This window comes from Cupriavidus sp. 8B (genome assembly GCF_054589115.1).
On record NZ_BAAILO010000536.1, the window covers coordinates 26,944 to 38,464 of the forward strand.

Annotated in this window: 9 protein-coding genes; 3 read left to right on the plus strand and 6 right to left on the minus strand. The window is 68.1% G+C overall.

What is annotated here, in order from left to right; all coding sequences use genetic code 11:
• Positions 1-312: 312 nt before the first annotated feature.
• From ACYP5B_RS47420 to ACYP5B_RS47445, 6 genes are all read right to left on the minus strand, one after another.
• Positions 313-1,311 carry a Bug family tripartite tricarboxylate transporter substrate binding protein gene (locus ACYP5B_RS47420; RefSeq protein WP_400096132.1) on the minus strand — a complete coding sequence of 333 codons (999 nt, stop codon included), beginning with the start codon at positions 1,309-1,311 and terminating at the stop codon, positions 313-315.
• Positions 1,308-2,648, minus strand: a complete 1,341-nt coding sequence (locus tag ACYP5B_RS47425) for a DUF1254 domain-containing protein (RefSeq protein ID WP_459574303.1) — start codon at positions 2,646-2,648, stop codon at positions 1,308-1,310. The genes ACYP5B_RS47420 and ACYP5B_RS47425 overlap by 4 nt, the downstream gene beginning before the upstream one ends.
• A 24-nt stretch (positions 2,649-2,672) precedes the next feature.
• Positions 2,673-3,986: a DUF1254 domain-containing protein gene (locus ACYP5B_RS47430; protein ID WP_459574348.1), complete on the minus strand. Its 1,314-nt coding sequence runs from the start codon at positions 3,984-3,986 to the stop codon at positions 2,673-2,675.
• A gap of 36 nt (positions 3,987-4,022) precedes the next feature.
• Entirely contained in the window at positions 4,023-5,033 is a 1,011-nt protein-coding gene (locus ACYP5B_RS47435; protein ID WP_459574305.1) for a Bug family tripartite tricarboxylate transporter substrate binding protein, read from the minus strand.
• Positions 5,034-5,131: 98 nt separating this feature from the next.
• Complete coding sequence (locus tag ACYP5B_RS47440; protein ID WP_459574307.1) at positions 5,132-7,288, minus strand: acetate--CoA ligase family protein; 2,157 nt, start codon at positions 7,286-7,288, stop codon at positions 5,132-5,134.
• A gap of 118 nt (positions 7,289-7,406) precedes the next feature.
• On the minus strand, positions 7,407-8,213 hold the full coding sequence (locus ACYP5B_RS47445) for an IclR family transcriptional regulator (RefSeq protein WP_318236366.1): 807 nt from the start codon (positions 8,211-8,213) through the stop codon (positions 7,407-7,409).
• 156 nt (positions 8,214-8,369) lie between these two features.
• On the opposite strand from ACYP5B_RS47445, the gene ACYP5B_RS47450 reads away from it, so the two are divergent.
• The 3 genes from ACYP5B_RS47450 (at position 8,370) to ACYP5B_RS47460 (ending at position 11,118) form a co-directional block, all read left to right on the plus strand.
• A complete protein-coding gene (locus ACYP5B_RS47450) occupies positions 8,370-9,062 on the plus strand; it encodes a TetR/AcrR family transcriptional regulator (RefSeq protein WP_459574309.1) in 693 nt (230 codons plus the stop codon).
• Between the two features lie 135 nt (positions 9,063-9,197).
• Positions 9,198-10,196: a Bug family tripartite tricarboxylate transporter substrate binding protein gene (locus tag ACYP5B_RS47455; protein ID WP_459574311.1), complete on the plus strand. Its 999-nt coding sequence runs from the start codon at positions 9,198-9,200 to the stop codon at positions 10,194-10,196.
• Between the two features lie 214 nt (positions 10,197-10,410).
• Complete coding sequence (locus tag ACYP5B_RS47460) at positions 10,411-11,118, plus strand: histidine phosphatase family protein (protein WP_459574312.1); 708 nt, start codon at positions 10,411-10,413, stop codon at positions 11,116-11,118.
• Positions 11,119-11,521: the final 403 nt, after the last annotated feature.

An 11,521-nucleotide genomic window follows, 5' to 3' on the forward strand; every position in this document is an offset into this window, starting at 1 on the left:
CCGGGCTTCGTAACCCCAATAAGCCAGCCTCCTGCAAGGATCGCTTTCTTTTGGTTACTTTTCTTTACGAGTAAAGAAAAGTGACATCTCACACGTTCTAAAACGGCCAACACCGTACAGCCGCGACAGCAGCTAGAAGCGCTAAAACATCGCCCACTCACGCTATTCTGCATCAGCAGCTAGAAGAGCGAAAATCCCGCCCACAAGGGCGACTCCCGCGTCAGCGGGCCACTATGCCAAACCAAAACTGCAACCGCCGCCGATTCAATTCAATCCTCGCCAAGCGAGGCAGATTTTTCACACTAGCACACCCTATTCCAACTTGATCCCCGCCGACTTGATCAATGGCCCCCACTTGGCCACCTCGGCATCGATGAAACGCGCGAGCGATGCGCTGTCGCCCGCCTCCGGCTGCAGCCCGAGGCCGATCAGCTTGCTGCGCGTCTGCGCATCGGCCAGCACCGCGTTGGCGTCCCGGTTGAGCTGCTCCACGATCTCCGGCGGCGTGCCCGCCGGCGCCATCAGCCCGAACCAGCCGTAACCCACCACGCCGGGATACCCTTGCTCGCCAAACGTGGGCGCGTCCGGATACACCGGCGTGCGCTGCTCGGCGGACACCGCGATCACGCGCAGCTTGCCGGCCTTGATGAATGGCAGCGCGGTGGTGATGGCGGTCAGCGTGGCGTCCACCCGGCCTGCAAGCAATTCGGTGTAGGCCGTGGAGTCGCCGCGGTAATGCACGTTGAGGCCTTTGAATTTCGTCTGGGCGGCGAAGAGCTCGGCAGTCAGGTGCGGCCCCGAGCCGATGCCCGGCGAGGCGAAGGTCACGCCGTCCTTCTTCTCGCGCGCCATGCGCACGAAATCCGCCACCGTGCGCACTGGCGAATCGGCGTTGACGATCAGGAATAACGGCCCGAGCACGCGCGGCCCTACTGCCACGAAGTCCTTGTGGATGTCGTAACGCTGGGATAGCCCCGCCGCCGCATTGATGGCAAACGGCGCCGCCGCCCACAACAGCGTGTAGCCGTCCGGCGTGGCGCGCGCGATCTGCTCGTTGGCCACGCGCGTGCCAGCGCCGGGCTTGTTCTCCACCACGAACTGCTGCTTGTACTTGCGGCTGAGCCCCTCGCTGAGCAGGCGCGCCGAGATGTCGTTGGAGCCGCCCGGGCCGTAGGGCGAGACCAGGCGTACCGGGCGCGACGGATACGCCTCGGCATGCGCAGGCGCCAGCGCGCCGCCGGCCACGGCCAACAGCACGGCGTTGCCGGCCAGGCGGAGCACTTGCCTGCGCTTTTGCGAGTTCAGTGTCATGACGGCTCCTTGACCAAAGCTTGCGCGCCCGCCAGCGGGCGGATCGGCGGATAGGCAAAGGTCTTGTCGAGATGCGCGGGCTGGGGCACGTAGAGACGCAGCGTCACGTAGAACGGGCCCGCGGGCGCGGGCAGCCAGTTGCCCTCGTCCGCGGCATCGGCCGGCGGCGTGGCCGACAGGCGCAGCCGCAGGCTGCCATCCGGCGCGTAGCGCAGGCTCGGCGAGCGGTCGCCCAGCGAGTAGCGCCCGAGCACGTTATCCACCAGCATGCAGTCGGCCTTGCTGTACATGGTGAGCGACCAGAACGCGCCTACCTGCGGCAGCGCATCGGCGGCGAAGGCCAGCTCGTAGCCAACGCGGCCGTCGAGCGGCGCGCCCTCGCTGTCGCGGTCGGCCATGACATACATCGCCTCTTCCACGCCGAGCGCGCCGATATAGTTGCGCGCCACCAGCGCGCGCTCGGCGAAACGCGTGCCGAACGATGCGCGGATTTCCACCGGCAGGGTCCAGCCGCCGCCAAGGTCGGACGGCAGCGGCGTTGCCAGTTCGGCGAGCACTTCCTGGATGCCGGCGCCCAGGCGCGCGAGCGCTTCGCGGTCAAGCGCGGCGGCATCGCAATCCGCGCCGATGCCCAAAGGCGCAAAGCCTGCCACCAGCCCGGCCTCTGCCTGCGGCGGCGGGTTCTCGCGCAACGCCTGGTTGACCACCTCGGCATAGCGGCGCGGATCGCCCAGATGCTCGCCGGGCTGCATGCCGACATCGAAGGCCCGCGCAGCCGGCCCGCCCGCCAGCGTGCTCAGGCGGAACTGGTCCTGCAGCGCGTGCACGGCCGGCAGGTCGGCCTCGCCATTCACCAGCACGCGGCCAAGCAGCCACACCGCATCCGTGGGACAGGCGATGGCGGTGGCACCTGCGGGCACTTCGCCCTGCCAGCGCGGGCCGTGCAGCAAGAAGCGTGCGCGCCCGTTGCCGGTGGTTCGGGTGCCGATATAGCCGAAGGGGTTGGTATAGAAGTCGAGCAGGCCGAGCACGTAGTAGCGGCCGGCACTGTCGGGCACATCGAGCAGCAGCGGCCCTTGCGACAAGTCCATCCAGGCGTTGCTGTAGAGCGTGTCGTTATTGGGCGTGACCACCTGGCGATGCTGCGGGCCGAGCAGCTGGCGCGTGTGGATGAAATGATTGATCCAGCGCACCGGGGCATCGGGCTGCTGGGCGGCAAACTCGCCGGCGCTGTTGCGGCGCAGGCAGGTGGCGGCACGCATGCGCGCCATTTCATAAAGGGGCAGCGTGTAGCGGATGGCGTCGTGGGCCAGCGCGGCGGATACGGTCTGGGGCATGGTGGCTTCCATAGCTTGGTTGGCTCAATCGACGCGGCGCACGGCCGGGATGGTGTACTGGCCGTCCAGGAAAGACTGCGCGGGATGGTAGAGCCGCAAGATCAGGTAGAACGAGCCGGCGGGCGCGGGCAGCCAGTTTTCCTGCTGCTGCGCTCGCGCGTGCGAGATCGGAATCACCAGGCTGCCATCGGCATCCATGCGCAAGCCCGGCGTGCGGTCGCCTACGGCGTAGCGGCCGATCTCGTTGGCGCTGAAGTAGCGATCCTCGCCGTACAGCGACACCGACCAGAACGCTTGCGCGGGCGGCAGCATGCCGGGCGCGAAGCGCAGCTCGTAACGGTGGCGGCCATCGAGCGGCGCGCCATCCGCATCGAAATCGGCCATGGCGTAGATCGCCTCGTCCGCGCGCAGGGCGCCCAGGCCCTTCATCGCGGTGCAGGCGCGTTGCAGCCAGTCGTCGCCATACCTGCCCAGCTTCAGGCTGTAGCCCCAGCTCTTGCGGCCCTGGCTGCGGGTATGGGCCTCGATCACCGCCATGCCTTGCGCGTAGGCGCTTTCCAGCCCGGCCACGACGGCCGGGCGCAACGCCGCGAAATCGATCTCGTCTTCCAGCCGGATGCCGGCCTTGCGCAGCAGCGTCAGGATGCCCAGCTCTTCGGCCGCCGGCGGGAACTCGCGCAGCGCGTTGAAGAGGTTGTGGAAGAAATCCAGCGCAGGCCGGCCGCTGTCGCTCCACTGGTCCACGCAGCGCGGGCGCGCCGCGCCCGGCGTGCGGCTCAGCGCGAAGCCTTGCTCGAAGGCACGCGCCACCGCCAGGTCATCCGGCCCCTGCACCAGCACGCGGCCGAGCAGCCAGACCAGCGAGCTAGGGCATGACACCGCATGCGCGCCGCTGGCCGTCTGGCCAGGGCCGACCAGCTCGATCTCGCCGCCTTCTGCGGCGACATTGCGCGGGCCCAAGTTCTCGAAGTTGTTGGTGTGAACGTCGAGCAGCTCGATCACGTAGTAGCGGCCCGCATCGGGCAGGGGCGGAATGCGCAGCGTCACCGGGCCATCCGCCAGGTTGACCCAGCCGCAGAAATACAGCAGGTCGTTGGCCGGGGTGACAATGTCGCGGTCCTCGTGCGTCCACTGGCGCTCGCTGGCGGACAACGCATTCATCGGCGCGCGGCCATAGCCGGTGGCCGCCGCGACCGACGTCTGCAGGCGGCAGGTGCGTAGCGTCTCGATGAGCGCGTAGCCGTAGATCACCAGCGGCATTGCTGCGCCGGCGACCAGCGCCTGCTGGGGGCTCGCGTGCGTGGCAGCGGCAAGCGTGGGGGCGGCGGGAGAATTCATGTTCATGTGCGTGGCTCCTGGCGAAAATAGGCGGGATTATTCGAGGGCGGCGCCACTCGACTTGACAAGGACAGCCCAGGTGCGGACGTCGTCCTGCATCTGGGCGGCAAAGGCGGCGCGCGGCTGCGGGGTGAAGCGCATGCCCAGCGTCGCGGCCTGCGCCTGCAGGGCAGGCTCGGCCATGATGGCGTCGACGGCATGCTCGAGACGATCGAGGATGGCAGCAGGCGTGCGCGCCGGCGCGAACAGCGCGTACCAGCTGTCGATGCGAAACGGCACGCCGGACTCGGCAAAGGTAGGCACATCGGGCAGCGCCACCGAGCGCTCCGAGCCGGTGACCGCCAGCGCCCTGACCTTGCCGCTGCGGATCAACGGCAAGGTGCCGGCCAGGTCGGACATGGCCACAGGCAACGTGCCGCCCATCACATCGGTCAGCATCGGGCTCACGCCTTTGTAGGGAATGTGGCGCAGGTGAATGCCGCTGCTCACGTTCAGGCTCTCGCCGGCCAGGTGGCCGCCCGAGCCGGGGCCCCAGGAGCCGTAGGCCAGGTCGGCGCCGGGACGCTTGGCGGCCGCGATCAGCGCGGGCAGGTCCTTGCCCGTGAAAGCAGGTCCCGCCACCAGCACGTTGCCGCCGTAGGCCAGCCGGCCCACCGGCACGAAATCGCGCACGGGGTCATAGGGCAGCCGGGGAAAGATCGCGGGTGCGATGGCGTGCGTGGCGGAGATGCCGAGCAACAGCGTGTAGCCGTCCGGCGCCGCGCGCGCGACCTGGGCCGAGCCGATGGTGCCGGTGGCGCCCGCCACGTTTTCCACCAGCACCGTGCCGCCCAGCGCGGTCGACAACCTGGCGGCCACCAGCCGGCCGACGACGTCGGTGCCGCCGCCCGGCGGAAAGGGCACCACCAGGCGGATCGGCTTGTCGGGGTACTTTGCGGCTTGCGGTGGCGCGGCGCGCACCGATGTGGCCGCCAGCGCCGTCAGCATGACGAGGGCGAGAGCGCCTGCCGCTGGCGCGCACGTGGTCCTTGCAGCTTGCAAATGCATGATGCTTGTCTCCAGTTGTTGTTGCCCATCCGCGCGTCCGGTCTGCGCCGGCATGTGGTGGCGCGGTGGGGCCAAGCGTCTTTGCTATGCCATCTGGTTCATGCTGGTCCGCCCGCCGGCAGCAAGGTGATTACGGCGTCCGCCGCCACCGCGCCCTCGGCGCCGATGATGAACGGGTTGATTTCCAGCGTATCGAGCCGTGGCCCGAGCGCGGCGGCCACCTTCGACACCCGCACCAGCAAATCGGCGGCCTGTGCCAGCGGCAGCACCGGGTTGCCGCGATGGCCGGCGAACAGCACCGCGGCGCGGCTCTTGTCCAGCATGGCGCGGGCGCGCTCAGGCGACAGCGGCGCCAGCCCGAAGGCCATCTGCCCGAAGATCTCCACGGCGGTGCCGCCGATGCCGGCCAATACCACCAGCCCGAACACCGGATCGCGCCGCACGCCCACCATCAGCTCGCCCCAGCCACGCACCATGCGGGCCACCAGCACGCCTTCGAAGGGCAGGCTGGCATCGGCCCGGGCCAGCGCCGCCTGCATCGCGGCAAAGGCCTTGCGCACCGCGGCGTCGTCCGTCAGGTTGAGAGCCACGCCGCCTACGTCGCTTTTGTGCAGCACCTGTGCCGAGCACAGCTTGACGGCGACCGGGTAGCCGATGCGCTGCGCCAGGGCTACTGCCTCATCGGCGTCGCGCGCCAGGCCGTGCGCGGCCACCGGTACGCCAGCGTCCGCCAGCAGGCGCATGGCGTCGAACTCGGACAGCGCGCGGGCATCGTCAGGCACATCGCGCAGGAGCGCTGCGGCGGGCGCGGCGGCCTCTGCTGCCGGCGTGCTCACGGCAGCGGCTTCCAATGCTGCCGCGCGCGCCAGCGCGGCCACCGCCTCGATGGCGTGGGCCGGCTCGCGGAACACCAGGCAGCCATGCGCCTCCAGCCACGCGCGCTTGTCGGCGTCGACCACGCCGGACAGCAGCAGCGGCGCGGCGCGCTTGTCCTCATGCAGCGCGCCGATGGTGCGCTGCAGTTCTTCCCACAGGCGCGGCGCATTGGCGCCGCCGGCGAGGAAGGCCACCACGCTGCCGTACTCGCCGCAGGTAGCCACGCCGGCCATCGCGTCGAGCAGCACGGCGGGCTGGGCCACCACCTGCCCCGTCACGTCGATCGGGTTGGCGGTGCTGGCAAAGGGAATGCTCGTGCGCAGCGCCTTGGCGGCGGCCGCGGGCATGGGCGGCATGGGCATGCCGAGCTCTTCGGCGCGATCGGCCATCATGATGCCGACGCCGCCGGACACCGTGACGATAGCCACCGGCGCCACCGCATCGGCAATCCATCCGCTCGGGCTGTCCCAGCGCGCCGGACGGCGCCCGCGCGACAGCGTGTAGCCGAGGCGGAAGAAATCTTCGAGCGTATGGGCGCGATGCACGCCGTACTCGTCGAACACCGCTTGATACACCGCGTCCTCGCCAGCCAGGCTCGCCGTGTGCGACTGCGCAGAACGCGCGCCTGCCTCGGTGGTGCCCACCTTGGTGATCACCACCGGCTTGCCGGCGGCGCGCGCGGCGGCCAGCGCCTGGCGCAGGCGCTGGCCATCGCGGCAGCCTTCCATATACGCCAGGATCACGCGGGTATCTTCATCCTGCGCCATCCACTCGATCACATCGGCCACCTGCAGGCCGGCCTCGTTGCCGGTGGTCACCCAATGGCTCAGGCCCAGCCCGGCCTCGCGCGCCAGCGCGAAGGCGTAGGCGCCAAACGCGCCGCTCTGGCTGACCAGCCCCACGTCGCCCGCAGGCGGCACGCCAGTCAGCGGGATCGGCGAGAAGGTGGCAAACATGCGCGCGCGCAGATTCATCACGCCCAGGCAGTTAGGGCCGAGCAGGGCCACGCCGTGCCGGCGCGCGCTCTCGGCCAGCGCCACTTGCATGGCCAGGCCCTCGTCGCCCACCTCGGCAAAGCCCGAGGTGAAGAAGATCGCGGCGCGCGTGCCGTTCTGTGCCAGTTGCGCCATCACGGATTCCGTCGCCACCGCCGGCACTGCCACGATGGCCAGGTCGACGCGCTCGCCGATGGCGGCTAGCGTCGGGTAAGCGGGCAAGCCCTGGATCTCGCTGGCGGTGGGATGCACGGGATAGATGTGCCCGGCGTAGCCAAGCTCGCGCAGCAGGCGAATCGGCATGCCGCCCACCTTCTCGGGCTGCGTGGACGCGCCGATGACCGCGACCGAACGCGGTTTCAGCAGGGAATCTAGGCTGGGCATGGCATTGTCTCCGGATTGCCTTGAATGCTTGTTTTGGTTGCGCCTGTGCCGGCGCTGCGCGTGTGGCTTCGTGTCTGGCTTCGTGTGTGGCTTCGTGTGCCTTGCCATGCGGGCCAGGCTATTGCCGCAGGCCCGCCATGGATTCGATGGCGCGGGTCATCTCCATCAGCAGCGGCGCGATCTTCTTCTCCAGCATGCCGCGCCGCACCTGCGAACCGGCGATGGCGCAGTTGAACAGCAGCGGGCGGTTCAGGTAGACGATGCGCGAGTACACGCCCACGCCATGCACGCCGCTGCCGGCGTCGCCTTCATTGATGGCAAAGCCACGCTTGGGGTAATGCGCCACGTTGTGGCAGATGGTGTCGTAGCAGGCGGCGTATTCCTCGGCACGTTCGCGCCGCGCGGCCTGCATCAGTTGCTCGAACTCGATCTTGGAGAGCGTGCACAGGAAGGCACGGCCCATCGCCGTGCTCAGCACCGAGCGCACCGCGCCCACGCCGGGGCGCGCCGCCGTGCCCTCGTGATGCGTGCAGCTCTGCAGGTAGGTCACGTCCAACCGGTGCGCCACGCCCATCGATACCGCGCCTTCGATGCGATCGGCCAGCGCCTGCATCAGCGGGCGTGCCACATGGCGCACCTGCAGCCCGGCCAGGTAGGGATAACCCAGGGCCAGCACCTGGGCGCCGACGAAGTATTTGTCGAGCTTGGGGTCCCAATCCAGGTAGCCCAGCTCGAACAGCGTGCGGCAGATGCGCGACACCGTGGCGCGCGGCATCTGCAAGCGCTCGGAAAGCTCGCCGTTGCCGAGCGGGCGCGGCTCGTCGATGAAGCAGCGCAGCAAGGCAAAGCCCTTGGCCAGCAAGCCACCGAAGGACGGATCCTCCTTCCTGCGCTCGGCTATGAATTGTTCGACCGGCGTGTTCATCTTGTCTCCTTGCACCCCAGTGTGGGTGGCCTATTTTTCTGTGTCAAAGAACGGAATGTATTTCCATATATTGGAAATGTAGACCGTTTCTTGACGAAACGCCGTGGTAACCATATGGTTCACAAAACCGAATCAGAATTCGCATACGGAATTACCATGCCCCTCTCGTCTTCTGCAGCGTCTCCCGCCAAGCCATCCAAGGGGACCTCCGCATTCCCCACCGTAGCGACTCCCTCGATCCTGCAGCCCCCGCGCCAACGCCGTGCGCGCGAGACCGAGCAGGCGCTGCTGGACGCGGGCCGCGAACTGCTGGCGCAGCGGGATTTCTCCGCGGTTTCGGTCGCCCAGATCGCGTCCGCCTGCGAAGTGTCCGTCGGGGCTTTCTACGGCCGCTTCCGCGACAAGCAGGCGTTCTTCGAGTCCCTGCGCGCGCTGGTGATGCAGGAAACAGGAGACTCCGTGGCGCGCTACCTGCGCGTGGAGCGCTGGGAAGACGTGCCCACCGACGTGATGCTGGAAAAGACCATGCGCTACGTGGTGCTCGGCTGCCACGCCAACCGCGGCGTGATCAAGGCATCGCTCAAGCACGCCTCCAACCGCCCGGAAGAATGGCTGCCGCACCGCGAAAGCGGGGAGGCCGTGGTGGAACGCATGGTGGCGCTGCTGGTGCCGCGCATGACTGTGCCGCCGGAGCAGGCGGAGATGCGCGTGCGCTTTGCCATGCAGGCGGTGTTCAGCATCGTGGTCAACGCCATCCTCAACGACGCCGGCCCGCTGCCGCTCGATGACGAACGGCTGCCCGGCGAGATGACCCGGCTGGTGGCCGGCTACCTGGCGATGCCGGCCTGACGCCGGCCTGATGCCATCATGTCGCAACGCGCGGTCCCGCGCGTTTTTCCCCGTCTTATAGCCTGACCCCATATCGGCGCGCGCATTGCGCTCGGAGCGCGCGCCGGATCCTATAAAACACCGAGGAGACAAAACATGACAATACGCAGCCCGTCCTGCGGGAAGGCGGCCGTCCTGCTGGCCTGCGCCTGCGCGGCACTGCTGCCGCTGGCAGCCCAGGCGCAAGCCAGCTACCCCACCAAGCCCCTGCACCTGATCGCGCCCTACCCGGCCGGCGGCCTGACCGACACGCTCTCTCGCACGCTGGCCGAAGGCCTGGGCAAACGGCTGGGACAAACCGTGGTGGTGGAGAACAAAGGCGGCGCCGGCGGCATCATCGGCACCGACTATGTGGCCAAGTCCGCGCCCGATGGCTACACGCTGCTGCTGACCATCCCCGGCCCCATCACCGCCAACCTCGCCCTCTACAAGAAGCTGCCCTACGACCCGCGCACCGACCTGCGCCAGGTGTCCGACATCGCCATGGCACGCACGGTGCTTGCCGTCAACGGCACGCTGCCGGTGAAGACCATGGCGGAACTGATCGCCTATGCCAGGAAGGAACCCGGCAAGCTGCGCATGGGCTCATGGGGCCCGGGCACGCAGCCGCACACCATCCAGGCCTATCTCGACAAGACCTATGGCATCGATATCCTGCACGTGCCCTATCGCGGCGAAGGCCCGATGGTGAGCGACCTGCTGGCCGGCCAGGTCAACATGACGGTTGGCTCGGTGACCTCGCTCAAGCAGCACTTCGCCAGCGGCAAGCTGCGAGCGCTCGCCGTCACCGGCACCCGGCGCGCCAAGGCCCTGCCCGACGTGCCGACCTTTGCCGAAGCCGGCTATCCCGACGAGCCGTACAAGCTGACCGGCCCCATCACGCTGCTGGTCCCGGCGCGTACGCCCAACGACATCGTCGAGCGCCTGGGCCGCGAGGTGAGCGCACTGGTGAAGACGCCGCAGACCAGCCAGCGCATCGAGGACATGGGCGCGGAGCCGATCGGCAACTTGCCGGCAGAAGCCGTGACCGCCTACAAGGCCTACCTGCCGGGCGTGCTCAAGCTGACCGCGGATACGGGCGTGACGCTGGACTGAGGCTGGACTGAGGCTGGACCTGTGCTGGAATGCGGCTGCCGCGCCGCAGCGGGGTAATGCAGCGCGGAAATAGCCGCTATGAATCCGCCGCGGCTTAGCTTGGCCGCCGCGGCCGGCGCTCATACAATGGCAGCACCCCGCGCGGCGCACCCGCGTTCGCGCGCCGATTCCCGTTCTACCGCTTCCCGGGTGCCTACCGGCGCCGACATCACGCATGGCAACGCTCTTCCTGGTACGGCACGGTCAAGCCTCTTTCGGCGCCGCCAACTACGACTGCCTCTCTGACACCGGCCGGCAACAGGCCCGCTGGCTGGGCGAGTATTTCCGCGAGCGCGGCGTCTCGTTCAAACGCGTGGTTGCGGGCTCGCTGGTGCGCCAGCAGGACACCGCGCTGGAGATCCTGGCCGGCATGGGGGCCGGCGATATGCCGGTCGCGACAGCCTCGGGCGCGGTCACGACGGGCATCGAGACCCACCTCGGCCTGAACGAATACGATGGCGAAGCGCTGTATCGCAGCCATACCGGCGGCGCGGATCATCGCGCGCACCAGAACTCGGATTACAACGACTACTGGCGCACGTTCCGCGCGGCCTATCAGGCCTGGACGCTGGATCAACTGGTTGGCATGCCTGAGTCGTGGGCGGAGTTTGGCGGGCGGATCCGCGCCGGCCTGGCGCATGCTACTGAGGGGGCTGCGCGGGAAGATGCGGTGTTGGTGGTGAGTTCGGGTGGGGCTATCGGGCGGGCGACGGCGGACTTGCTGGGTGCGCCGGCGCAGACTGCGATCGAGTTGAACCTGCAGTTTCGGAATACAGCTTTTTGCGAGATTATTTCTGGGCGCGGGACTCAGCGGTTGCTTAGTTTTAATAGTTTGCCGCATTTGGATCTGGTTGATCGGCGGCATGCTATTACGTTTGCTTGAGTGCGAGTGAGCCAAGGACAGAACAATTTGCTCTTGCTGTTGGGGTTGGTGTTTTTTTGATCGGCGTTGGCTTTTGCACCCAAGTGCCGTACGACATCCCCCTGCGGGGGCTGCCGGTCACTCTTCTTTGCGCGGCAAAGAAGACTAACGAGAAGAAAGCCGCCCTGCCGGGGGCAGAGCAATAAGGCTGTTTTTGCCTCTGTGGTTGCGTCGTACGGCCCCGAGTGTTGGCTGGCGTGTCCTACCGGCCTGGAGGTCATCGCAACTGCATGACCCATGGGTTTCGTGGTGGGGCCCCCGACCTCGCGTGCGGTGCGCGTTCGGCCATCTGCCGTTCGCGGCGCGAGGGGCTGCGCCGTTTCGGGTGTGGCTGGTTTCGTGGTTTTGTCTCGGAGGGCAAGCG

Excerpts from the sequence above, each read along its gene's own strand:
- ACYP5B_RS47420 (WP_400096132.1), bottom strand. The coding sequence starts at position 1,311 with ATGACACTGAACTCGCAAAAGCGCAGGCAAGTGCTCCGCCTGGCCGGC.
- ACYP5B_RS47425 (WP_459574303.1), bottom strand. The coding sequence starts at position 2,648 with ATGCCCCAGACCGTATCCGCCGCGCTGGCCCACGACGCCATCCGCTAC.
- ACYP5B_RS47430 (WP_459574348.1), bottom strand. The coding sequence starts at position 3,986 with ATGAATTCTCCCGCCGCCCCCACGCTTGCCGCTGCCACGCACGCGAGC.
- ACYP5B_RS47435 (WP_459574305.1), bottom strand. The coding sequence starts at position 5,033 with ATGCATTTGCAAGCTGCAAGGACCACGTGCGCGCCAGCGGCAGGCGCT.
- ACYP5B_RS47440 (WP_459574307.1), bottom strand. The coding sequence starts at position 7,288 with ATGCCCAGCCTAGATTCCCTGCTGAAACCGCGTTCGGTCGCGGTCATC.
- ACYP5B_RS47445 (WP_318236366.1), bottom strand. The coding sequence starts at position 8,213 with ATGAACACGCCGGTCGAACAATTCATAGCCGAGCGCAGGAAGGAGGAT.
- ACYP5B_RS47450 (WP_459574309.1), top strand. The coding sequence starts at position 8,370 with ATGCCCCTCTCGTCTTCTGCAGCGTCTCCCGCCAAGCCATCCAAGGGG.
- ACYP5B_RS47455 (WP_459574311.1), top strand. The coding sequence starts at position 9,198 with ATGACAATACGCAGCCCGTCCTGCGGGAAGGCGGCCGTCCTGCTGGCC.
- ACYP5B_RS47460 (WP_459574312.1), top strand. The coding sequence starts at position 10,411 with ATGGCAACGCTCTTCCTGGTACGGCACGGTCAAGCCTCTTTCGGCGCC.